The sequence below is a fragment of the Mesorhizobium sp. M1004 genome (genome assembly GCF_040318795.1).
GTDB lineage: Bacteria > Pseudomonadota > Alphaproteobacteria > Rhizobiales > Rhizobiaceae > Mesorhizobium.
Window position 1 is genome coordinate 126,895 of the sequence record NZ_JAMYNB010000008.1, and the last position, 21,955, is coordinate 148,849.

The 21,955-nt window shown below is 61.8% G+C and carries 20 protein-coding genes, 2 tRNA genes and 2 pseudogenes; 8 read left to right on the forward strand and 16 right to left on the reverse strand.

Annotated features, from left to right (window positions below):
- Positions 1-147 precede the first annotated feature (147 nt).
- Positions 148-1,143 carry an ABC transporter permease gene (locus NKH54_RS18110; RefSeq protein ID WP_353028654.1) on the forward strand — a complete coding sequence of 332 codons (996 nt, stop codon included), beginning with the start codon at positions 148-150 and terminating at the stop codon, positions 1,141-1,143.
- Between the two features lie 13 nt (positions 1,144-1,156).
- Positions 1,157-1,927, forward strand: a complete 771-nt coding sequence (locus tag NKH54_RS18115; protein WP_023731526.1) for an SDR family oxidoreductase — start codon at positions 1,157-1,159, stop codon at positions 1,925-1,927.
- Here the strand turns inward: NKH54_RS18115 and NKH54_RS18120 are convergent, their stop codons facing one another.
- On the reverse strand, positions 1,928-2,749 hold the full coding sequence (locus NKH54_RS18120; protein WP_353028655.1) for a M15 family metallopeptidase: 822 nt from the start codon (positions 2,747-2,749) through the stop codon (positions 1,928-1,930).
- 87 nt (positions 2,750-2,836) lie between these two features.
- On the opposite strand from NKH54_RS18120, the gene NKH54_RS18125 reads away from it, so the two are divergent.
- Positions 2,837-3,400: a hypothetical protein gene (locus NKH54_RS18125; protein WP_031203220.1), complete on the forward strand. Its 564-nt coding sequence runs from the start codon at positions 2,837-2,839 to the stop codon at positions 3,398-3,400.
- 525 nt (positions 3,401-3,925) lie between these two features.
- Positions 3,926-4,786 carry a toll/interleukin-1 receptor domain-containing protein gene (locus NKH54_RS18130; protein WP_353028656.1) on the forward strand — a complete coding sequence of 287 codons (861 nt, stop codon included), beginning with the start codon at positions 3,926-3,928 and terminating at the stop codon, positions 4,784-4,786.
- A 41-nt stretch (positions 4,787-4,827) separates the two neighbouring features.
- Here the strand turns inward: NKH54_RS18130 and NKH54_RS18135 are convergent.
- Positions 4,828-4,903: transfer RNA gene (locus tag NKH54_RS18135), tRNA-Val, on the reverse strand.
- Between the two features lie 218 nt (positions 4,904-5,121).
- On the opposite strand from NKH54_RS18135, the gene NKH54_RS18140 reads away from it, so the two are divergent.
- A tRNA-Asp gene (locus NKH54_RS18140) sits at positions 5,122-5,198 on the forward strand.
- A 45-nt stretch (positions 5,199-5,243) separates the two neighbouring features.
- Here NKH54_RS18140 and NKH54_RS18145 read toward each other — a convergent pair.
- The 3 genes and pseudogenes from NKH54_RS18145 to NKH54_RS18155 form a co-directional block, all read right to left on the reverse strand.
- A complete protein-coding gene (locus NKH54_RS18145) occupies positions 5,244-6,431 on the reverse strand; it encodes a site-specific integrase (RefSeq protein ID WP_023716019.1) in 1,188 nt (395 codons plus the stop codon).
- 32 nt (positions 6,432-6,463) lie between these two features.
- The gene (locus tag NKH54_RS18150) at positions 6,464-6,712 is read right to left on the reverse strand and encodes a hypothetical protein (protein WP_353028657.1); all 249 of its coding nucleotides are present in this window, start codon (positions 6,710-6,712) and stop codon (positions 6,464-6,466) included.
- A 261-nt stretch (positions 6,713-6,973) separates the two neighbouring features.
- Positions 6,974-7,186, reverse strand: a pseudogene (locus NKH54_RS18155) (adenylate/guanylate cyclase domain-containing protein); the annotation flags it as partial.
- Between the two features lie 828 nt (positions 7,187-8,014).
- On the opposite strand from NKH54_RS18155, the gene NKH54_RS18160 reads away from it, so the two are divergent.
- The 3 genes from NKH54_RS18160 (at position 8,015) to NKH54_RS18170 (ending at position 11,041) form a co-directional block, all read left to right on the forward strand.
- Entirely contained in the window at positions 8,015-8,191 is a 177-nt protein-coding gene (locus tag NKH54_RS18160) for a hypothetical protein (RefSeq protein WP_353028658.1), read from the forward strand.
- A gap of 1,932 nt (positions 8,192-10,123) precedes the next feature.
- The gene (locus NKH54_RS18165; RefSeq protein WP_023669226.1) at positions 10,124-10,423 is read left to right on the forward strand and encodes a DUF1236 domain-containing protein; all 300 of its coding nucleotides are present in this window, start codon (positions 10,124-10,126) and stop codon (positions 10,421-10,423) included.
- A gap of 324 nt (positions 10,424-10,747) precedes the next feature.
- Positions 10,748-11,041 carry a helix-turn-helix domain-containing protein gene (locus tag NKH54_RS18170; RefSeq protein WP_023716026.1) on the forward strand — a complete coding sequence of 98 codons (294 nt, stop codon included), beginning with the start codon at positions 10,748-10,750 and terminating at the stop codon, positions 11,039-11,041.
- A 781-nt stretch (positions 11,042-11,822) separates the two neighbouring features.
- Here the strand turns inward: NKH54_RS18170 and NKH54_RS18175 are convergent.
- The 11 genes and pseudogenes from NKH54_RS18175 to NKH54_RS18225 all read right to left on the reverse strand — a co-directional run bounded on the left by NKH54_RS18175 (position 11,823) and on the right by NKH54_RS18225 (position 21,955).
- Positions 11,823-12,791, reverse strand: a complete 969-nt coding sequence (locus NKH54_RS18175) for a DUF1194 domain-containing protein (RefSeq protein ID WP_353028659.1) — start codon at positions 12,789-12,791, stop codon at positions 11,823-11,825.
- 161 nt (positions 12,792-12,952) lie between these two features.
- A complete protein-coding gene (locus NKH54_RS18180; protein WP_353028728.1) occupies positions 12,953-13,288 on the reverse strand; it encodes a 3-methyl-2-oxobutanoate hydroxymethyltransferase in 336 nt (111 codons plus the stop codon).
- Between the two features lie 85 nt (positions 13,289-13,373).
- Positions 13,374-13,551: pseudogene (locus NKH54_RS18185) on the reverse strand (Rieske 2Fe-2S domain-containing protein); the annotation flags it as partial.
- A gap of 27 nt (positions 13,552-13,578) precedes the next feature.
- Positions 13,579-14,673 (reverse strand): fatty acid desaturase family protein, encoded by a 1,095-nt coding sequence (locus NKH54_RS18190; RefSeq protein ID WP_353028660.1) that lies wholly within the window; start codon positions 14,671-14,673, stop codon positions 13,579-13,581.
- A 118-nt stretch (positions 14,674-14,791) separates the two neighbouring features.
- Complete coding sequence (locus NKH54_RS18195) at positions 14,792-15,967, reverse strand: aldose 1-epimerase family protein (protein ID WP_353028661.1); 1,176 nt, start codon at positions 15,965-15,967, stop codon at positions 14,792-14,794.
- A gap of 10 nt (positions 15,968-15,977) precedes the next feature.
- Positions 15,978-16,760 (reverse strand): ATP-binding cassette domain-containing protein, encoded by a 783-nt coding sequence (locus tag NKH54_RS18200; protein WP_352625416.1) that lies wholly within the window; start codon positions 16,758-16,760, stop codon positions 15,978-15,980.
- Positions 16,757-17,761, reverse strand: coding sequence for an ABC transporter permease (locus NKH54_RS18205; protein WP_050586906.1), 1,005 nt, complete (start codon positions 17,759-17,761; stop codon positions 16,757-16,759). Before NKH54_RS18205 ends, NKH54_RS18200 begins: the two co-directional genes overlap by 4 nt.
- A gap of 61 nt (positions 17,762-17,822) precedes the next feature.
- Positions 17,823-18,764: a sugar ABC transporter substrate-binding protein gene (locus tag NKH54_RS18210; RefSeq protein ID WP_023697393.1), complete on the reverse strand. Its 942-nt coding sequence runs from the start codon at positions 18,762-18,764 to the stop codon at positions 17,823-17,825.
- A gap of 55 nt (positions 18,765-18,819) precedes the next feature.
- Positions 18,820-19,734, reverse strand: coding sequence for a sugar phosphate isomerase/epimerase family protein (locus NKH54_RS18215; RefSeq protein WP_353028662.1), 915 nt, complete (start codon positions 19,732-19,734; stop codon positions 18,820-18,822).
- A gap of 26 nt (positions 19,735-19,760) precedes the next feature.
- Entirely contained in the window at positions 19,761-20,858 is a 1,098-nt protein-coding gene (locus NKH54_RS18220) for a Gfo/Idh/MocA family protein (protein ID WP_353028663.1), read from the reverse strand.
- Between the two features lie 35 nt (positions 20,859-20,893).
- Entirely contained in the window at positions 20,894-21,955 is a 1,062-nt protein-coding gene (locus NKH54_RS18225; RefSeq protein WP_353028664.1) for an ABC transporter ATP-binding protein, read from the reverse strand.

The following is a 21,955-nucleotide window of genomic DNA, read 5'->3' on the forward strand; positions in this document are numbered from 1 at the left end:
CGCTCCGGGCCATTGCGGCCCGGAGCCTGCCCATTCACGACGCCGCGTCCCAGGACACCGTGGCGAACCTAAACCCGCGCCTGAACCTTACGAAATCGAGTTGATTTCTCAGCCTGATTTTCTCGGGGGCGCCAACCGGATCAGCCCATGAACCCGCGCAGCCGCAAAGCCCTGGAGTTCGTCCTCGACAACCTCGTCTGGTTCATGCTGATCTTTGTGCTGGTTGTCTTTTCCGTCTTCGTCCCCAACTACTTCCAGCTCGGCATCTTCGCCAACATCATCGAGGCCTCGAGCGTTCTCGGCGTGATGTCGATCGGCCTGTCGCTGGTCATCATTGCCGGCCATATGGACCTGTCGGTGGAATCGGTGGCCGCACTCAGCGCCATGGCGGTCGGCATCCTGTTCTGCTCATCGGGCATCGGCATGGGCATACAGCTCAATCCGCAATGGCTGATGGTTCCGGTTTCGCTGCTGGTTGCGCTGGCCGTCGGCGGCCTCATCGGCGCCTTGAACGGCTATCTCGTGGTCAAGGTGAAGATGAGCGCCTTTATCATTACGCTGGCGTCCTACATCTGGGTGCGCGGCCTGGTGCTGGTGATTTCCGGCGGCCGCTCGGCACAGGATCTGGCGCCGGCCCTCCGCAGGGTCGGCATCCAGCCAATGGCCGGCCTGCCGCTGACCGCCTGGATCGCCGTCGCCTGTTTCGTCCTGTTCTCGCTGATCATGGCCAAGACGCCGTTCGGCCGCCACCTCGTGATGATCGGCGGCAACGAGACCGCGACCTTCCGCGCCGGCATCCGCGTCAACCGCAATCTGATCATCGCCTTCGTACTTGCCGGCGCCATTGCCGGCCTCGCCGGCTGGCTGCTCGCCATCCGCACCTCGGGCGCCACCGCCAATCTCGGCACCGGGCTGTTGTTCAACGCCTTTGCCGCCGTCGTCATCGGCGGCGTCAGCCTGAAAGGCGGCGTCGGCACCTTGCCCGGGGTCTATGCCGGCGTGCTGCTGCTCTCCTCCATCAACACGGCGATCAATCTGATGGGCCTGCCGGCGAATTTCACCCAGGTGATCCACGGCCTTTTGGTGCTCGCCGCCGTGCTGCTCGACGCCTTCAAGCAAACCATTCGCCAAAGACTGGCATGAGAGGACGGCTCGCATGACCGGACGGCTTGAGAACAAGGTCGCGCTTATCGTCGGCAGCGCGCGCGGCATCGGCAAGGGCATTGCGCTGCGCTTTGCCGAGGAAGGCGCAAGGCTGGTCCTGGCCGACAGCGAGGCCGAAGCCGGCCAGGCGACCGCGGACGAGCTCGGCGCGGATTTCATTCGCACCGACATCTCGCAAATGGCCGATGCAGAAGCTGCGGTGGCGCTGGCGCTGAGCCGCCATGGCCGCCTCGACATCGTCGTGCAGAATGCCGGCATCTATCCCTGGCAGCTGATCGAAAACACCAGCCCGGACGACTGGGACCGGGTGATGGCGGTCAATCTGCGCGGCACGTTCAACGCCACGCTGGCGGCGCTGGCGCCGATGAAGGTGCAAGGTTACGGGCGCATGCTCTACACCTCGTCGATCACCGGTCCGCACGTCACCAGCCCCGGCCACGGCCACTATGCCGCCAGCAAGGCCGGCATCAACGGCTTCATCCGCTCGGCGGCGCTGGAATTTTCGGGCTACGGCATCACCGTCAACGGCGTCGAGCCCGGCAACATCCTGACCGAAGCGATCGAGCTGCATCGCGGCGCCGCCTACATCAAGAACATGGAGGATTCGATCCCGCTCGGACGCCTCGGCAGTCCGCGCGACGTCGCCAACGCCTTCCTGTTCCTCGCCTCCGACGATGCCAGCTACATCACCGGCACCACCATCGTCGTCGACGGCGGCCAGTTGCTGCCCGAAGGCAAGGATTTCCGGCTGCTGCCGCCGTGATCAGCCGGATTTCTTGTACAGCAGCAACTCAGGCCGGTACTCGAAGTGCATGGTGTCGTAGTGATACCAGCGCCCGCCCCAGATGAAGCCGTTTTTCTCGAACAATTCCACGATTTCCAGCGGAATCCGGTTCTTGAAGGGAATGTGGGCCTTCGGGTTGGTTTTGTTCCTGTTGTTGTACCAATAGTCGGAGAAGCCGACATTGATATCGAAGGCCGCTCCGAACGAGTGAACGCTCAACCGGTCGGTGCCGGCGATCGGCCGCCAGACAAAGCCGCCGCCGGGCTTGAGCCCGTAACGGCTCAGCTCCGCGGGCATCGCCTCAAGCGCAGCGGAGACCTTGCCCAGCCGGTCGTTGATGCCGAAAATCCTGGTGACCTGCACGGTCTTCTTGCCGAGCTTCGGCAACCATTTGACGTTGGCGATGTGCTTGCCCACCTCGGCGGCACTTGCCCCGTAGAGCTTCTCGAAGAAAGGTTCATTGCGGATACGGCCGGGATCGAAATCCTCCGCCGGGACCAGCGCGCCCTCGGCTGCTCCGGGATAGACGTAGCGAAACATGTCTTCGATGTCGGGGCTCTCAAGCAGCGCGTCGGCGTCGCGCGCCTTGCCGTCGTTCCACACCATGGTGGTGCCGTCGGTCCAGGTCAGGACATTGCCCGAAATGGTGAAAAGGCCGGGATAGGCCTTGAGCAAGGCTGCCTTGGCGGCGGGCTGGTCGACGCCGTCGCCCACATTCCCCGCATAGGCGAAGCGCCCAATACCAGAGATTGCCAATGCCAATAGCAGCTGTAACATCAGCCGCCGTGGATGGTCGATCATTGTGCTGCCTCCGCGAGGGCTTTCATTCATCGTGCATTTAACAAGGCAGCTGTACCATGCTGGTCGAATCGAACGGGAGACAAAATCATGTCAAAAACCTTCACTGCTTTGATCCGGATGACGTTTACATTCATTTGCCTGGTCGGCCTGGCCTCGTCAGTTTCTATCCTTTTCCCCGCCACCGCGTCGGCCCAGCGCATGCAGAAATGCGCCGATGAAGGCGGCACGTGCCGCCTGCCCTACCCCTCGGAAGTGGTCTACGGCGCGCGCGGCCAGACCACCTCCCGCTTCTTCGATCGTCGTTCCGTGCCTTGCTCGAATCGCGTCTTCGGCGACCCGGCGCCCGGCCGCGACAAGGCCTGCTATATTGCGAGGCGCGATAGCGGTAATGATTATGGTGACAACGACGACGACAATTACGGCAATGATGACAATTACGGCGATAATGATTACGGCCAGGGCCGCGGCAGATGGGTGGCCTGCGCCTCGGAGGGGCGGTTCTGCGAGTTCCGTGGCCGCAAAGTGGTGAGATACGGGGCGCGTGGCCAGTACGTCCAGGGCGTATTCAGGAACGGCGTCACATGCAGCGTCGACGCCTTTGGCGAGGATCCCATCCGCCGCGTGAAGAAGAACTGCTACGTCAAGCGATAGACTAGCGCGCCAGGAAAGAACGGCGGGTGCGGCTCATTGCGGCCGCGCCCGGCATTCGGGATATGCGGGCCGGATATGGTGGGCGATGACGGGCTCGAACCGCCGACATCTTCGCTGAGAACGCTATCGTCAACTCGACCGCTGTGAACCCTTATCGCGGCACGGTGACACGGCACCTACGCCGATATCGAAGCCGTATGCGAACAACGTCGACAAGTACACGCTTGCCCGCATCTGCGAGCCGAAACAGGAAGAAGTGGCGGAGCCGATCGTCGCGGGCGTGGGTCGAACTTGCTCTGCAGCTGCCATCCAGACGGAAGACATTGTGTATATTCCGCTTTGGCGACGCGCCGTAATGGCCTCTTGTACTTAGTCCCGTGCGACGCGAAGGGCCGGTGCATGTGTCCTCTGGCGAGACATGAAACGGACTGCACCCGCAGTTGGCCAGTCTATCGCCAGACTAGCTGCGAGGTCACCGCTCATGCTATTTTGGGGCCTTCGCGTTGATGTGGGAAGAGGCAGGCCTTGCTTGGCGACGTATTCATCAACTACCGACGGCAGACCGATTCCGGCGTGGCGGGCCGCGTCTACGATAATCTGAACCGCGCGCTTCCTGATGCATCCATCTTCATGGACGTCGACAAGCTCAACCCCGGCGATGACTTTGAGGTGGCGCTTGCCCGCAGTTTGGCCAGCTGCAAAATCATGCTGGCGATCGTGGGGCCGCAGTGGGCCGCGCTTACCGATGAGCAGGGCCACGTTCGGCTGGAGTCCCCCGACGACTTCGTGCGCAAGGAGATCCGTACGGCACTCCAGGCTGGGGTGCGCGTCATCCCCGTGCTCGTCAACGGCGCCAGCATGCCAAAGAAAAGCGCCTTGCCACCCGATCTGCAGGACCTGGCCAAGCGTCAAGCCATGGAGGTCCGCCACGAGCGCTTCAACGACGATATGGCGGCGATTGCGTCGGCGATAGCGAAGCCAGCGGCGCGGCGGCCGAGGCTCTGGCTGCTGCACGGGCTGGTCGCGATGATCGCGCTCGGCATCGGCGGGACAACGGTGGCGTTGTGGCCGAGGCCCTCCCCTTTGCCGTCGCCTATCGAGCCCGCAGCGATCGAGGCCAAAGGGTGCAAGGAAGGATTCGTCTGGCGATCGGCGATCTTCGGCGACAGCGTGTGCGTGAGTCCTGCCGACTACGGCGAGGTGCAGGCGCAGAATGCCAATGCCCGCAACAATCGTTCGCCGACCGGCGGACCTTACGGCGACAGCACCTGCCGCGACGGCTACGTCTGGCGTGAAGCGTTCGAGAGCGACTTGGTCTGCGTCACCCCTTTCGAACGCGACAAGGCCAGGAAGCAGAATGCCGACAACGCATACAACCGGATATGAGACCGTAACTCCGGGCAAGCACCGATTTATCAGAAATTGAGTGGTGGGCGATGACGGGCTCGAACCGCCGACATCTTCGGTGTAAACGAAGCGCTCTACCAACTGAGCTAATCGCCCGCTCCGGCCGGACCTTTAAGCGGTCGCAACCGGCTTCGCAAGGCCAAATGAACAGCTGCGAGCTTAGCCGCACAGTGGTTTTCGCGGGCAAAGTGCCGCCCGTCAAAAAACCTTCTCCTGTTTGCGTTTATGCTGTCCAGCTGCGCTTGACACCCGGTGGCGAACCCCTTATCCACCGCCCCAACGACGAACACGGCTGACACGTGCTCGTCCAATGCGCGGGTGTAGCTCAGTTGGTTAGAGTGCCGGCCTGTCACGCCGGAGGTCGCGGGTTCGAGCCCCGTCACTCGCGCCATTCATTTCAAGGGGTTAGCTACCGCCCCTTGAAAAGTTTCAACTCTCATTCTCCGGAGAGTTTCAACTTTCTGTATTCATTCCGTTCCAGGCCAAGCAGCTTTCTGCCCTTGCGGCGGCTGGCATCGGCTGAGCGGACGGCGGCCAGATTGACTGGCATATAGGTCTTCTGCAGCGCCTTGTTCCCGTCGATCGAATTGCCCATCTTGGCCGAGATCGCCTCGACCGACGCGCCTCCGGCATTCGCCTCGACCGCGCCGGAACGCCGCATGTCCATCAGCCGCCGCTTCTCCGCTGTCCCGAACACCAGCGTGCGCAGATCGGCAAAGTCGTCGACCAGAGAATCCTTGGTGTAAGGTACGCCGGCGCGCGGCCGGCCGCCCTTCGGGCCCGGCGCGAAACCGCGCGAGCGAAAGATCGGCGCATCGTCAAGCAGGGTGACGCCTAGTGATTCGACATAGGCCAGCACCAGGCGCTGCGTGCGTGACGACAGCGTGCCGAAAGCCGCCTCGCCACTCTTGCTGCGTGCAATCAGAAAACCCCATTCCTGTGCTGTCTGCATTGCCTGCGCCGGTGTGAGCGTGCGCACGTCGACGGGTGAGAAGCTCGTGTCCCAGGCAACGGCGATGATGCAGGCCAGTCCGCGGTAGCCGGCGCGCCAGGCGCCCTTGACCATGCGCACCGCCTCGCCTGCCGTCCAGGTCTGGTGGCGCGGTGGTGGCGTCTGGCGGCGGATCGCCTGCGATGGGTCGGAGCCGGGCGGGCATAGCTTCATGCCGGCCATGACATTGTACAGCGAACGCCACGTCTTTACGGCACGGTAGGCGATGTCGACACCTTTGACCCGCAGCAGGCGGCCATACCAGTCGTCGAGCAGCTCGAGGGTGATGTCGGCTGGCGGCAGGTCGGCGAAGTACGGCTCGATGAAGGTCCAGCCGCGCTCCCAATCCTCGCGGGTGCGCGGTGGCTTGCGCTTCCATGCATCCATGCGGCGATAGCGTGCAAAGGCGTCTCCGATGGAATCCTTTGGCCATACATGCAGGCGCGACGGCTCCCTGCCCTTGCGGAGTTCCTGCCAGCGGTCTTCCCACTCCTTGGCGATCGTCCAGGCCTCAGGCCCGTCGACCCCACAGGAAATGCATCTGAAGCCAGCTTCGACCATCTTCGGCGTCGGCAGCCAGTAGCCGTATTTGCCCTTACGGATGACGTAGTGCTTCAACTTGATCTTACCCAAGGGTCGCCAGCCTCGCTCTTGCAATGTCAATGCTAGACTGCGCCGGATCCTGATCCTGCAAGACCCGAGCGTCGATCGAGCCAGGCGTCGATCGCAACCATGTCGTAGTTGCCGGTAATTGGGCAGGCCTTGGGAAAGCCTTGATCCTGCAACGCGGGCAGCAATTCCATGAATTCCCGCAGCGTCAGGTGGAGATAACGCGCCGCCTTGATCGCCGGCACGAGCCGCGGCTGTACCGGGAAGCGGATAGATGACGGTTGTAATGTGTGGGTTTGGCTCATGGCACCAAAACTCTATCCACCGTCCATCGGGACGGCGGATGGGCGCTTGTCGTTGAGCGGGTGTGAATTTCGCCCGTGTCAGCACCTCCGCCGCACAGCATGCGATTTTCCTACTCCGTGATCTCGTTATTCCTGCATCGAGGGTGAATGAGGCTTAGAATAACGGCCTTTTTCCCCCGTGCCTATTCGTCCAATCCTTAATTCGCAGAATCGGCGGCCACAGGGCGAGAATACTTATAATCGGCGGCTTCGAAGCCGCTACGCCCGGGCAACCCGGATACCCTCGGCGATGTTGACGCCATTACCCATCAGGTCGCCATCGTGCTCCTGCACGACGTCACCCAGGTGAATGCTAATCCGGAACTCAATGTGACGATCATCGGGCACCCCGGCATTGCGCTTAGCAATAGCGTTTTGACGCGCGCAGCGGACTACTTCCACAACGCTGCTGGACTCGACGAGGCTCCCATCACCGCGATAGACAGACGCGAGCGTTGCCTGCCGGTCGCCTGGACTGCCCCCCCGCGCTCCCGCCCCACACAGGATGCCGGCAAGCAGACGCTGAGCCAGGCGCCTCATCTCGGCTCGGGTGGAAATTGGCTACAGTGACGGACACAAGCCTGCTTTGCCACTTACTCGACGCTGCTGAGGAAGGCAGCTTTGCCGCTGTCGCACGAGACTGCGAAGTTGTTTCCCCTTCGTGGCCCGACGCGTCGCTGCTCTCACAATATCCGAATTCTTGAAGGGCCCCGATATTCCCGAACTGGAGCCGATGTTGCGGGCCAAAGAGCGTTAAAAACGAGGCGCCCGGACCAATCACATTGCCGAGACAGAATTTGCGCTGTCCGGGAATAAAACGCCGCTTGCCGTGGTCCTCCATGCATAAGCTGCTGATTGCCTTGAAGGAACACCACACTGCAAACCTACACTTTGACGAGCACGACGGGGTCGGTCGGCGCACTCCAGGACCTCTGGAAGACGAGAGGTCCGCCGCCTGCGGCCGGCTGCACCCAAGTACACTGCCTTGGAACGTCGCCTCAGGGCATACCTTTGTTATCAGCGATTGCCCGTCGGCCAAGGCACCGGTTTTGAAATTCGCTTGATGGCGTCCCTGCCCTTGCCGTTCGACTCCGTCGAGTCCTTGTGTGTCAATTTGTTGCGACGAGAGCTAGTCCCTGTCGTGCTGGTCCGTCTCGTCTCATCTCCTGGCTCTGCAAAAACCGTAGCAGCATGTTCGCAACCTGTTCACCCATCTTGATTTCACGAGTTTCCGACAGTCGGCATATAAGAGGGAGAGGTCCGATGGATTTCATGTTGATGGTGAACATTGCCGGCGGCATCCTTCTGGCCATCGCAATCCCCTCGGTGTGTCTCGTCGGATGGCTGTTTTACCGGTCGGGATCGGGACAATTGAGAGGCGAAAGCTGTGACAACGAAAAGCCCGCCACCGTGAGCCAGACCAGAAAACTCATATTTTAGCACCTGCGAAACAAAGCTCACTATTCCGCGTTGAGGCTCGTCGAACAACGGAGCTTCACGAATGGATCCGGCAACTGCAGCTGTGATGATTTTGCTTTCTTGCAGTCCCGCCCAGGGAGTCTGCAAGCCACTCGATACATCACCGTCCATGTTCGGATCCCTTGACACATGCCAGTTGGCGTTAGCCGTGAGGCTCGAGGGCGCTCCCAACGGGGAGATCGTGGGGCGATGCAGTTCGATCGACCCCTCCGCTACAGGTTCCGTTCCAGCCGGGTACAGCACGATTGTCGTCACGCGGGGCACAGGGGCGGGTGCGGTGAGCAGTCGCTACATCGTGCCACACAAAAACTGAAGCCAGCCACCGTGAGGCAGCGGGCTATTCATTCTCGACCGGACATTTATAGGCCTTGCCCTCCCTCCATGAAGCCATACTCGGCATCGTTGGCTTCGCGCTCGTCGTCCGCTTCGCCATAGTCGTCGCCGCCCCTGTCATCGATCCCGGTGACTTCGATGCCACCGGCCAGACAGGGTTCGAGATCCGGGTCGCTCTACGAAGTCGAGCAGCTACATCAGGCGTTCTTCATCTTCGATCGAGCGACGGACCGCCATGTCCGAAAGGCAGAGGCTCGTGGCTGGATAGCGAAGAATCGCACACGGCTTTCCTTCATTCGCATGGTTCGCAGAGATTAGCATTATCGCCTACTCTCATCTCGTCCGGCGTCGTCTCCCTCAAAGCAGCGCCGGTAAGGCTCGGCGCCCTTCTTGGTTTCTCCCGGTATGTCAAAGGAGGTCGCCGGGCCTTGCCAGGCCCCGCTGCTCATCGCTTGCGGGGTGTCCTGATGACTGAGCTTGGCCCCGTGGCCTAACGGCCCAAACCAAACGTTCCGAAAAGCTTTCCCAGGCTGGCGACAGCCGAAGGGCTGCAGAAGAGGGATCGTCAGACCGCTCCTGGCGCACCACAGCGACACCACCAAGCTGTAAGTCAGGTCCGTCGGCCCTGCTGATGAGTGCCCTTGGACAGATGGATTGCGTTTGCCACGAAAAAGGAATCGTACCGGCCCGTTCTCAGCACGTCAGCCGGAACGGGCCATGAGCAGAAGCAGCCGACTAGCTAAAATCGCAAGACGACCGAAGGACCACGTCGGCGATAGCACCGGACCCGACGGCGCCCGTGTCGCCAGTAACTACGGCAGACTCTTCTCCAGCCGCGCCGGCGGCGGCGGCGCCGGTGGTAGTAATCTGGGTCGTAGTCTGGGTCGTAATCTTGGTCGTAGTAGCGCCGATGGTTGACCGGCTCCACTTCCGCGTGAGTACCTTCGTTGTCGAAGGCGTCTGGCGCGTCGAGTTCTTCGAGAATGCCGCTTTTTGCCGCTGGAACACCGGCCAATGCGTTGATAGGCCGGACCGCGCTTGCAAAGGCTGCTGCCCCTGCAACGCCAAATATCGCTGTCAAAAAGGATCGCCGATCCATAGTAAACCTCCCAAGTTACATGAGCTGAACGAAGCGCCCCGCCTGCTGAAGGAGCAGGCCCAGCGCACGGTAAAATAGAGGATTCGCCAGCCGCTCAAGCAACTCGCGAATCCTATCAGCGCAGGAAGGGACCTGGCTGCGCCGATCCAAGACATGTCAGCTAAGGACGACCGCCATTACCAGAAAGGTAACGGCTGTTGCAAAAATCGGTGCGAGCAACCATCGCGCCTGGCCAACACTTTGATCCATTTGTTCTCTCCCGTTGTGGGGAACCAACAAGCTGAAGCCCTAATCCGTTCCGCCTAGTCCAAAGGTAAGACCATTGCGTTGTACGGTCGGACTTTAGACCAATCGGATTAGACAAAGGTGCGTAGGCGGGAACGTTTACCCCGGTTCAAAGTTGGTTGCCGGGCAGTGCGGGACGATGGTCGTCGTGTGCCGGTCCTTGCAGGAGAGAAGATATGAAGATGCACTTTGTGAACACCGCCGCAGCCATGTTGCTCTTGGCGGGGATCGGCTCCGCCGCCGCTGACGACATTATCATCCAGCCGGAACAGGACACGGTCATCCGTGAGTATGTTAAGAAGCAGCCCTTGGCTTCGGTGAACCTTCCCGGCGTGGAATTGAACGTCGGGACAGCTCTGCCGGAAACTGTGGAGATCCACGAGGTCCCGAACGTCAAATACCGTTACGTGGTGGTCGACAACCGCACGGTCCTGGTCGATCCGGGCACCCGCAAGATCGTGAAAGTTTACGACTGAGATTTCGAACGAACCCACGCTCGCCACCCTTGGGTGGCGAGTGTGTGCATCCAAACGCTACTCAGCCGGACAAATTCAAATTGCCACTCAGCTGGACAATGAACATGACGAACCCTGAACTCGAGAGAACGCAAGCCCTGGTTGCCCGCTTGGCTGATCTCCAAGCAAGAATGCAGGCAGCACGTCTTGTTGGAGCCGAGGTAACAACCGTCCGAAAGGTTGCAGCTACAATCGATGACGGCTTGCGACAGGCCGGCCTCACACCGTTAGAAATTGCAGAAGGTCAAGAGGAACAGTTTAGCGATACTAAATGTTCGACTGGCTATGGACAGCCGAACCCTCCTCTCAGCAGATCAAGTCAGAGCGGCACGAGCCCTACTGAACTGGCCGCGTGTGCGACTTGCCGCCAAGGCCAATCTTAGCGAGATGGTGATCAGCGATCTTGAGAACGGATACAGGAAACCGCGTCCCCACAACATGGCCGCCATCCGCAAAGCGTTTGAGGATGCCGGAATCGTTTTCACCGTCCAGGGCACTCCATCGCTAACCCGCTCAGAAGGTGATAGCGGCCTAGCCGCCGATAATAGACGGTGGCGCGGCCGGGAGAAAAAAGGATAAAGGGGAAAAGCCCGTGTACCCTCTGCACCCGATCTCTAAAGCGGCCGCTAACAAGGGCGGTTGTTCACTGACTTTGTGCTGGCGCTCACCTTTCTGAGGTGCCGCTCGAATATGGCCAGCTTCTCTTCGTAGCCGAGCCGCACTCTGGACCTGCAACTATCGCATTTGAAACCGGCAATCGTTTTCAGCCAGGATCCCCTTCTCACCATTGGGCACGAACAGGAGGGGCATTGGAATTCTATAGGTACGTCGCGCAGTTCATTTGATAGAGGCACTGTGCATGTTCTCCTCAGCGGCACGGCCACTGCAACAAAGTAGAAGGAGAAATGTTTCGCGGCTCGGCCATTTACGCGGAGCAATCAGACCTAAGTCCAAATGCTGAAGGGGGCAGGCAAGCTGTTCCTTGCCCTTCGGTCCGGTTCGTCGCCGTGGCCTCACCATACTCGGCCGTAGCTCAAAGGCTCGTATCACCGGCCAGAACGCGCAGTTCATCCAGTGGAATGGGATAGAAACGGCAAAGCCGCGCGACCGAACTTCTCGAGATTCAGACGGATCCGTTGGCCTTCCGCAGAGGCCATGGCATAGGATTCGAGCTCGATCGGCTGTCTTCCTTGCCATTCTCTATCACGCGGACCAGCCATTCTCAGCAGGCTTCGGCCACTCCACACTGTCTGAGTTTGTTTTCTGAACTGTGCCGCCCATCGTAGTTACCTCCACCTCCAACAGGCTAATTACGGATTATAAGACCTGGGGAATCGATCTTTCAAGGTGGAATTCCGCATTAGCGCTGGATGTTGCAGACTGACAGCGAGGCAAACGGTCCATGCATTCTCACAATATCGGACAATCCCGAAATCTCTGTTCTGATTTTTCGGTGGAGGGCGACCGAGTACTCATCAAGAGTTAGGCCTGTCGTCGCGAAGCTGTTGGCGCCGCCGGTGACATGAGCGTAGAGATAATCTGTGGGATGCTGCCAGGTGCCTTCGTCCGGATCGAGGCTGAGGGCCAGGTCCTTAAGTGATTGCAGCGTTGTGGGGACTGCAAGAGCGTTGATGGTATGGCCCATGGCCACCGCATTGTCGCGGGCCGTGTCCGGAGAAGGGCCATCGTTGTTCGGGCCGTTCGTTGAGATGTCGATGACGGAGCGGTCGGGAGTAGCGGGGCAGTGGGCGAGGCTATCGCTGGCGAAGGTGACCGCCCAACTAAGGCTAGTAAGACCGATGGGATGTTGGCCAGGGTTGTAGCCCCCGGCTCTGATCACGTCGGCCGCATCGCGCGCGTCGCGCGCATTCCCTATGATGCGCCAAGGTAGGACAGTGTAGGCGGTGCCATAACTAGACCACTCGATATAGGTGACGGCGATCCGCCCTGTGCGGGTGCGGGCAATCGCCGACAAGACATCGGACTGCGTCAGGGCTTGCGCGTGTCCCTCTCGTTGCATGCGGGCGGTTTGGGAGGAGATGCTTGCGGACATATCGGCCGCTAGGACGAGGCATAGGTCCACCCGGGGAGCGGCTGTCTGCGCTTGTGGGGATGTTGTGTGAACGAAGAAAGCGATGAAAACGAGGGTGGTGCGGATGATGCGCATGGCAGTGGTAGCAATGGGATGACCGACCCCTTCGGTATTGACGCTAACAGCATCATTCACGTCGACGGCAAATTTTCCGCTCGTTGCAACCGGAGGTGGCGAGCATGCCTCATTCGCTGCGGTCTCGCACGATCCGTTGTAGTGCCCCGTCATCGCAGCCATTGCTTGCGCGCCATTTCATCCTGGCCCGAAAAGAGCCGCTTGCCAGGGCACCATATTCCAGTTGCCGTCGCGCCTCGAAACCCCCGTTTGGGTGATATCGTCGTGTCACTTTCCGCTGCGGAACTCCCGCCATGACGAAGGGCGCCCGCGCCCGCGAGAGATCAAAAGACCCTCGACCAGTATCCGCGGCGAGCTGCTATAGACTTTTCGAGTGGCGCAGCATGTGTCCCGATTCTGGCCGAGGATGTGCTCGGCGAACAATATTGCGCGTCGCAGCCGGTGCCCGCGCCCACCGACATCATGATCAGTGGCGTGCGCTCCGAAATCGCCTTCCCCACCTCCATTCGCACGATCTCGATTTCCGCGCCGATCGCGCCGGCCGCCTCCAACTGCTTGCCCGCTTCGAAGGCTTGCACGGCGGCCTCAGCTGTCCTGCCGACGGCCTTGAGCCCGCCGGTCCAGGTCGCGCGGGAAGGAATGAGGCGAACATGGCCAATTACCCGATGGCGAGATCAGCCATGCGCTTCGTCGTGGCATAGCCGGCGCTGCAATAGACGGCGTCGGCGGCCAATGTGCTTCAAGGCATTCGATGACGTCGTCGATCACCAGCCCTTCGGCTAGATGCGCCTTCTCATGCGTCCAATATCCGTCGGTGGCTAACAACTCGTCATCGGGCGAGCGGCAAACCGCGAGGATCGAAGCAGATGACATCCTCTTTCGAGATGTCGTCCACCGCGCACGCTTCAATCCAGTCAGCCATCTCCGGCTCCGGCAAAATTCGCTATCGCTATTCAGCGGCCGCCGACATATCCACCTGGTGAAATTCGCCGCGATAGGGTCTGGCTGTCGGCGGCAATTTCCGCTTAAGATAGAAATCCTCATATTTCAGCTGTCGAAGCAGCACCGGCCAGACCTCGCGATAGGCATGCCACATCGACGGGTTCGCCACCGGCAGGTCGTGCTTGATCAGCTCGTGCAGTCTTGGCAGCGCATGATAGGGCACCATTGGGAACATATGGTGTTCGACGTGATAATTCATGTTCCAGTAGATGAAGCGGCTGACCGGGTTCATGTAGACGGTGCGCGTGTTCAGCCGGTGGTCGACGACATTGTCGGCCAGGCCGATATGCTGCAGCAACCCTGTCAGCACCATGTGCCAGCTGCCATAGAGGCGCGGCAGGCCGATCAGCACCAGCGGCAGCAGCGACCACGTGAACAACGCCAGCCCGACTGTCGCCGCATAGATGGCGACATGCCAGCGCGCAGCGATCACCGCCTTGTGCTGCTCCATCTCGGGGATATAGCTCTTCTCTTCATCGGACAGCTTGCCGAACCCCTGGCGCACCAGCGTCGGCAGCGAATAGCGGAAATCGAGAATACCGGTGAAGGCGAGCGCCGCCCGCAGCAGATCTGGGGGGCGCATGACGGCGATTTCGGCATCGCGGCCGACGATGATGGTATCGGTGTGATGGCGGGCATGGCTCCAGCGCCATTGCACTGGGTTGCGCATCAGCATGAAGCTTGAGATCTGGTAGACGACATCGTTCATCCAGCGCGTCCGGAACGCGGTGCCGTGGCCGCATTCGTGCCAGCGCGAGTCGCTCGACGAGCCGTAAAGCACGCCATAGACGAACAGGAACGGCACCACCCACCACGTGCCCCAGAACCATACGATGCCGGCGGCCGACACCAGGATCGCCGCGACCCAGATGATCGTGTCGCGGATCGCCGGCCCGTCGGAGCGTTGCATCAACTCCTTGATCGCCTTGCGCGGGACATCGGTGTGATACCATTCGGCCGAAGCCAATCCGGTCTCGATGGCGCGCTTGGTGCTTTCACCGACCAGGCTGTAGTCACGCTTCCTGCTTGCCGTCATCGTCATCTCCGCTTTCCCGCCTGCGCTCCGCAAGGGCCGCCTGGGGCCGGCCGGGCCGCGCCTGCTTCCGTATTCCGGCGCACTTCTCGCCCGCCGCGGCAACCGATCGTGCGTTTCAAGCCGGTCACGCCTGCAGTCTCGCAAAAGCGCCCGACAGCGCAGGGTAGTCCTGTTGCGGCTGCCGGGCGATCGACGCTATCCTCGCTTCCGCTTGGGCGATCTGGCCGGCACCGTCGAGCACCCGGAACACGGCGTCATAGGAGCGGCTTTCGCCATGGTCCAGCCAGATCATCTCGCCCCGTTCGCGCGCGGCGAGATTGCCGAGAACATGATGCGTCGAGGGTTCGATTCCCAACGCATATAGGCCTGCCTGGAAGTTCTGCCACTGATAGGTGCAGGGCAGCTGATCCTTGCGGGTAACGACCTCGAAGCCGAGGCCCAGGTGGTCATTGACGACGGCCACCGGCACCTCGCCCGCCGCATCGGCGCCAAGCTCGTGCTCCCAGACCTGCTCGCTGAATCCCAGCTGCGGCGCCGGCACGGTTCGGTAGCCGACTTTCTGCGCCTCGTAGCGTTCGCCGGCGTGCGCCGCCCAGACGACATCCCGGATCGGCGCCAGGTAACGCGAACCCTCGTCGAGCAGGGGATGGCTGACGTTGACGTGATAGAAATACATATGCGGCGTGCGGCTGAAACCATGATTGACGACGCGGTCCGACAGCCGGATCTCGGTGCCGCCGACATCGGCCTCGATGCGGCGCAGCAAATGGAGATCCTCGCCGAACACGGTTGCCTGCTGGACAATGCCTTCCGCCCACAGCACGCAGCGGTCGCCGTCCCAGGCCTCGCCGTAGCCGGTCAGCCGCGCCGGCACGGTGCCGATTCGGCCATGCAGCGAGTGCAATACCCGCTTGCGCCCCGGATAATTGTAGCTTTCGGCCGGCACGTCTTGCCGGCCCAGTATATGGTCGAGGCCGCAGGTGACGAGCAGCCCCGAGAACGACCGGCCAAAGGCGAAACCGTCCTCCCCTTCATGCTCGTGCAGTCCGGGGTGGCGAAAGCCGCTCGGCGAATGCCAGCCGATCGCCTGGCCCCGGAAGTCGCAATCGGCGATATCGAGCGCCCGGTCGACCAGCGCCGTGAAGCGCAGGCCGGAGCCGGTGCGGAACTCGAGCATCCGGATGCCGCGCTCCACGCCGTCGCCGAGCGTCATCAGCCGCACGCCGGCAAACTGCGACAGCATGCCGGACCGCTCGGCCACCTGCCTTCGCGACAGCGTCTTGCCGTAAAGCTCTACCATGCGACGTCCTTCACTTTGCCCTCGCCTCCTTGAGCAAGGCCGACATGTCGGCGCCGGTGATGATGCTTTCCACCGTCAACAGGTCGGTGTCGGCGACCGTCTGTTCCGCGACGATTTCGCCGCGGCGCATGACGATGATGCGGTCGGCGACCTGGAACACGTGGTGGATGTTGTGGGTGATGAGCAGCACCGAGTGGCCGGCGTCGCGCACCTCCTTGACGAAGCGCAGCACGCCGTGGGTTTCCTCGACGCCAAGATTGTTGGTCGGCTCGTCGAGTATGATCACCTTGGCGGCGAACTGCATGGCGCGCGAGATCGCGATCGATTGCCGCTCACCGCCCGAGAGGGTGCTCACCAGCGCATCTGCATCGAGCTTTTTCGAAATGCCGACCCGCTTCAGCAGCGCCGAGGCGGCGTTGCGAAGCTTGGCGAGATCGAGCGGCGCGAACACGCCGAGCCAACCGAAATTGACCGGCTCCCGGCCCAGGAAAAGATTGCGCGCGATGCTGAGGTCCGGCGCGAGCGATGTGTCCTGATGGATGGTCTCGATGCCGAGGTCCATCGCGTCGCGCGTCGAGCGGATCGATGCCTTCTCGCCGCGCACGAAGATGTCGCCGTGGTCGGCCGTGAAGACGCCGGAGATCGCTTTGATCAGCGTCGATTTCCCGGCGCCATTGTCGCCGAGCAGGGCAACCACCTCGCCTTCGTTGAGGGTGAACGAGGCGTTCTTCAGCGCACGCACGTTGCCGAAGGACTTTTGCAGGTCTTGCAGACGCAGCACTTCCATCGTCAGCTCCTTGCGGCGTTCTTCTGCAGCAAAGCGTGCAGGATGAGCATGGCGAGGATGATGACGCCGACGAAGATGTTGTATGCCAAGCCCGGCACGCCGATCAGCACGATGCCGTTGCGGATGGCGCGCAGCATCAGCGCGCCGACGATGGTGCCGAGGATGGTGCCGCGCCCGCCAGTGAGCGCCGTGCCGCCGACCACCACCATGGCGATCACTTCGAGTTCGTAGCCGGTGCCGGCCACCGGCGAGGCGGCCGAAATCCGGAACGCGCTGATCATGCCGGCCAGCCCGGCCACCACCGAGGTCAGGATGAACAGCCAGATCTTGACCGCGTCGGCCGGCACGCCGCGCGCCACCGCTGCGTTGCGGTTGCTGCCGATGGCGCTGATCCAGTTGCCGAGCTTCGCGTAGCGCAGGATGTAAATCGCCAGCAGCGACAGGCCGATGAACCACCAGAGCGAGGTGTAGAACCGGAACGAGCCTACATTGAAGCTGCCGGCAAGCAGCGTGACGAAGAAGCCGGGCTGGTCCCACGACTTCAGGGGGAATCCCTGCGTGATGTAGAGCGCCGCGCCGCGCACCACGAGCAGCATCGACAGCGTGACCAGGAACGAGGAAATGCCGATCTTGGTGACGATCAGCCCGTTGATGGCGCCGATCGCGATGCACAGCACAAGCCCGGCCAGGAGGGCGACGCCGATGTCGATACCGCCATTCTGCACCAGCAGCATCACCACGACGGGCGCAAGGCCGAACACGGCGCCGACCGACAGATCGAACTCGCCCGCCGTCAGCAGCAGCGTCATGCCGAGAGCGATGATGCCGAGCTCGGGCAGGAACGCCATCATGTTGGATATGTTGAGCGGCGACAGGAAGTTGCCGTCGGCGATGGCGAACACCACGAGCAGCACGATGAGGATGATGAGCGAGGAGAATTGCGGCGAACGCAGCAGCGCAGACCTGCCCTTCGCTCGCTGCGTGTCGTCGTCTGCTGTGATTGCCATATCTGTCAGGACCATGCGTTTCGTCCGGCGCCCGCCATTTCGGGGCGGGCGCCAATTGTCGTCACTTGTTGTAGAGTTTCAGGATCGGCTCGACGCTCGAGGCGTCGTAGAGGCTGAATGTGTGAATGTCGTAGCCGATCGGCTCGCCAGAGGCCGCAAGCCCGAGCAGCGCCACCGGCATGAAGCCCTGCGCCGACGGGTACTGCCAGGCCGCAGCATTGACGAAGCCGGACTTGACCGCCTCGGCCGTCTCCTTTGAGTTGCCCCAGCCGACGACCGGGACCTTGCCGGCCGACACACCGGCCCCGTCGAAGACGCGTTTGATGCTTGCTGCCACGGAATCGCCGAGTGCAATGATTGCCGGCGGATTGTTGGCGACCATGTAGTCGGTCATCTTGGCGATGATGCCGGCCGGGTCGGTGCCGCAATCGACCACGTCGTACTTGATGCCGAGCGGATCGAAGACGCTGGCGATGCCCTCGGTCTCCAGCTGCTGGTAGCTGGCGCCCGGCACTTCGACCGGCAGGAACACCTTGTCGCCCTGCTTCACCATCTTGTGGTCGACGAGATACTTGGCCCAGATGACGCCCGCTTCCCTGAGGTCGGCCCCGACATAGGCCTGACGCCCGGTCGCCGGATCGTCGGTGTTGAAGAACACGATCGGTATGCCGGCGGCCTTGGCGGCCTTCACCTCCTCCGTCCACAGGCCGGGCTGAGCCGAGGTGGTAGCGATGCCGTCCGGCTTGGCGGCGAGCGCCGAGTTGAAAGCCTCCTTCTGCGCCGCCATATCGCCGCCGCTGAACGAGATCTTGCAGGTCACCTTGAGCTGGTCGCAGGCCTTGGTCGCGCCGGCATTCCAGTCGATCCAGAACGCGTCCGAAGGGCCACCATGCGACAGCAGATAGAAGGTCTTCTGGCCGGCCTGGGCGAATGCCGGCAGGCTCAAGGAGACCCCGGCTACCAGCGTTGCCGCGGCAGCCACTTTCAATGCGAATTTCAACATTCATTCCTCCCTTGGTTGGAGTTGCGCCGCCATGCGCCGGCGGCGCAACCGGCGCTCACAGGCCGTTGGCGCGGAACTTCCCGTCGAGGAATTTCTTCGCGCGCGGCACGTCGTCTTCAGAGAGATGCTCGATGATGACCGGGATGTTTGGGTGCTTTTCCGCCAGCCGCTGCAGATAGAGATCGTAATTCAGCGATCCCAGCCCGGGCGCCGGCAGCTCGATCTCGCCGACGCCGCGGAACGTGTGGCTCTCCATCGCATCCTCGTCGCCGATGTCGGCATGCTTTTCCGACTTGTCGCTGCCCGAACGCTTGACGTCCTTGGCATGCGCGATCTTGATCTTGTCGGTCAGCGTGTCGAACACCTGGTTGAGGATCTGGTCCATTTTGTCGATGTTGTGGGTCTCGAAATAGTTGGTCGGATCCATCAACAGGCCGAGGCCGGGATGGTCGACCTGGGCGAACATCTTCACCGTCTCCTCGACCGAGCCCACGACGTTGTTGACGTAAGTCTCGAGGAGGAAGACCGCGCCGTGGTCGTAGGCGGTCTGGGCAAGCTCGGCGATCACCTTGCGGCATTCCTCGAAGCCTTCCTCGGTCTTGTTCTTCGGGTGATGCACCCAGTCGGATTCGGTGTTGTAGGTACCGGTCTCGGAGATCACGTAGGGCGAGCCGAAGCTGCGCGCATTGCGGATGATTTCCTTGAGATAGCCGACGCGCTTGTCGCGCTCGGCCTTGTCGGGATGGATGATGTTGGTGTAGCCCGACACGCAGCAGATCGGCAGGTTGTTGTCGCGGAAGACGTCGCGCACTGTCCTCGCCTTGTCCCCGGTGATCTGCCCAGCCGACAGATCGATATCCCTAAAATGCAGGTCGAGCTGCACCGTGTTGAAACCGAGCCCGCGGATCTTCTTCGCCGTCTCTTCGAGGCCGTACGGGAAATAGCCGGTGAAAATACCTGCCTGCATCATGATGTGAATTCCTCCCTGTAAGCGATTCAGTTGACTGAGTTTATCGATATCTCGGAAAGCTTGACCGTGCGGCCCTCGTCGATCGAGCGATAGCCGGCCTCGACCAGCGCCATCGTCTTGACGTTGTCGGCAACCGATAATGCCGGCGGCGCGCCTGTCTTTACCGCATGCTGCAATTGCTCCATCACGCCGACGAAGGCATGCGGGAACCACATCGTGTCCCAGCTCGGGCTGACCCATTCGCCGCCGGTCGTCTCGGTCGAGGCATAGGTCAGCGTCGAGGCCACGCCTTTCGGCCAGCCGATCGTGCCTTTGGCGACACCCTTGGTGCCGTCGACGCGCCAGTTGATGTGCTGGTCGTCCAGATAGCCCTCCTGGCGCGGTCCGGACCAGACATCCTCCAGCGACACGGCGAGCACGCCGGAGGGAAAGCGCAGCGTCGAGACGGTGATGCCGTCGCTATGCTCGAATGTAGTGCGCGGGTCCTTGCGTGTCAGCGTGGTGATTTCCGAGGGATCGCCGAACAGGAAGCGCAGCACGTCGAGATGATGCACGCTCATATTGGCGAGCGTCAGCCGGTCGTAGTCCTGAAGGAAGGTCTGCCAGTGCGGGATCGCATGCATGTCGATCTGCGCAAAGACGATGTCGCCCAGCGCGCCGCTGTCGATGATCTGCTTCAGGACGCGCATCGACTGGTCGTAGCGCATGTTCTGGTTGACCGAGAGGATCTTTCCGGACTTTGCGGCTTCGTCGCGCAGTTTCACGGCTTCATCGACCGACAGCGCCAGCGGCTTCTGCGCCAGGATCGCCTTGATGTGAGGCTGCTTCAGCGCATGGCGGATCAATGCCGGCTGCTGGTCGGGTGGAAAGGCAAGGTCGACGATCTCGACCTCGGAATCCTCGATCAGCTGTTCCGGCGTGTCGTGCACGGTCGGGATGTCCCAACGCTTGGCGACCTTCTGCGCATTAGAACGGGTCCGCGAGGCGATCGCCATCACGTTGAACCCCGCTTCGCGATAGGCTGCCAGATGGCACTCGGCCATGATCATGCCGGCTCCGATGCAGCCGATACGGTATTCTTTCGTGCGGACCTTCACGTCCGGCTCGAGGCCTTCGCTCGCCATGTCTTCCTCCCGCAATTCTGTTTTCGCAGCCGCGATCATCTCGCCAACGCGCCTCCGTCCTGCCCGAAATAATGCACCCGGGCCGGCTCGCAGGATATCGCTACCGCCGCATCCGGCCTGATGTCGGGCTGGCCGCGCAGCAGCGCCTTCAGCCGCGCCTCTCCGGCGGCGAGCGTTACCACCGTGTAGCCGCCAAGCGGCTCGACCTCGAACACGCGTGCCGGGCGGCCAACGCCCCCGTCGACCCAGGGCCGGACCTTGATGTCCTCCGGCCTCAGCCCGATTTCGATCGCGTCGGCCGGAGCAGCGCGATCGTCGATGCTGACCGCGCCTTCGGCGGCCTCGATGCCACCGTCGCCGCGCACGGATTTGAGGATGTTCATGACAGGCGAACCAAGCAGTCGCGCCACATAGGTGTTCGCCGGGCGGTCGTAGATCTCGGACGGGGCGCCGATCTGCCGGATCCTGCCATTCTCCAGAATGGCGATGCGGTCGGCGATCGACATCGCCTCTTCCTGGTCATGGGTGACGTAGATCAGCGTCTTGCCGAGTTCGCGCTGGATGCGCTTGAGCTCGACGCGCGTTTCCTCGCGCAGCCGCGCATCGAGCGCAGAGATCGGGTCGTCCATCAGATAGGCGTTCGGGTCGCGCACCAGGGCGCGGGCTATGGCCACGCGCTGCCGCTCGCCACCGGAAAGCTGCGCCGGCGGCTTGTGCAGGATATGGCCGATGTGGAGCTTGGCGGCCACGTGGGCGACACGCTTCTCGATCTGGGCCTCGGCGACCTTGCGCTCGACCAGCGGGAAACGCACATTGTCGCGCGCGCTCATATGGGGGAACAGCGCCAGGTTCTGGAACACCATGGCGACATTGCGCTCGGCCGGCGAGACGGTGTTGACCGGTTTGCCGCCGATCAGGATCTCTCCGGCATCAGGCGTCTCCAGCCCGAGCACGAGGCGCAGGATTGTCGATTTGCCCGCCAGCGGCGGCCCGAAGAAGCAGAAGAATTCGTTGTCATTGACGGTGAACGAGGCGTCGTCGACGGCGAGCGTCGTGCCGTAGCGCTTGCTGACATTGCGAAAGACGATATCGGCCAT

Excerpts from the sequence above, each read along its gene's own strand:
- NKH54_RS18110 (WP_353028654.1), top strand. The coding sequence starts at position 148 with ATGAACCCGCGCAGCCGCAAAGCCCTGGAGTTCGTCCTCGACAACCTC.
- NKH54_RS18115 (WP_023731526.1), top strand. The coding sequence starts at position 1,157 with ATGACCGGACGGCTTGAGAACAAGGTCGCGCTTATCGTCGGCAGCGCG.
- NKH54_RS18120 (WP_353028655.1), bottom strand. The coding sequence starts at position 2,749 with ATGATCGACCATCCACGGCGGCTGATGTTACAGCTGCTATTGGCATTG.
- NKH54_RS18125 (WP_031203220.1), top strand. The coding sequence starts at position 2,837 with ATGTCAAAAACCTTCACTGCTTTGATCCGGATGACGTTTACATTCATT.
- NKH54_RS18150 (WP_353028657.1), bottom strand. The coding sequence starts at position 6,712 with ATGAGCCAAACCCACACATTACAACCGTCATCTATCCGCTTCCCGGTA.
- NKH54_RS18160 (WP_353028658.1), top strand. The coding sequence starts at position 8,015 with ATGGATTTCATGTTGATGGTGAACATTGCCGGCGGCATCCTTCTGGCC.
- NKH54_RS18165 (WP_023669226.1), top strand. The coding sequence starts at position 10,124 with ATGAAGATGCACTTTGTGAACACCGCCGCAGCCATGTTGCTCTTGGCG.
- NKH54_RS18170 (WP_023716026.1), top strand. The coding sequence starts at position 10,748 with ATGGACAGCCGAACCCTCCTCTCAGCAGATCAAGTCAGAGCGGCACGA.
- NKH54_RS18175 (WP_353028659.1), bottom strand. The coding sequence starts at position 12,791 with ATGGCTGCGATGACGGGGCACTACAACGGATCGTGCGAGACCGCAGCG.
- NKH54_RS18190 (WP_353028660.1), bottom strand. The coding sequence starts at position 14,673 with ATGACGATGACGGCAAGCAGGAAGCGTGACTACAGCCTGGTCGGTGAA.
- NKH54_RS18195 (WP_353028661.1), bottom strand. The coding sequence starts at position 15,967 with ATGGTAGAGCTTTACGGCAAGACGCTGTCGCGAAGGCAGGTGGCCGAG.
- NKH54_RS18205 (WP_050586906.1), bottom strand. The coding sequence starts at position 17,761 with ATGGCAATCACAGCAGACGACGACACGCAGCGAGCGAAGGGCAGGTCT.
- NKH54_RS18210 (WP_023697393.1), bottom strand. The coding sequence starts at position 18,764 with ATGTTGAAATTCGCATTGAAAGTGGCTGCCGCGGCAACGCTGGTAGCC.
- NKH54_RS18215 (WP_353028662.1), bottom strand. The coding sequence starts at position 19,734 with ATGATGCAGGCAGGTATTTTCACCGGCTATTTCCCGTACGGCCTCGAA.
- NKH54_RS18220 (WP_353028663.1), bottom strand. The coding sequence starts at position 20,858 with ATGGCGAGCGAAGGCCTCGAGCCGGACGTGAAGGTCCGCACGAAAGAA.
- NKH54_RS18225 (WP_353028664.1), bottom strand. The coding sequence starts at position 21,955 with ATGGCCGATATCGTCTTTCGCAATGTCAGCAAGCGCTACGGCACGACG.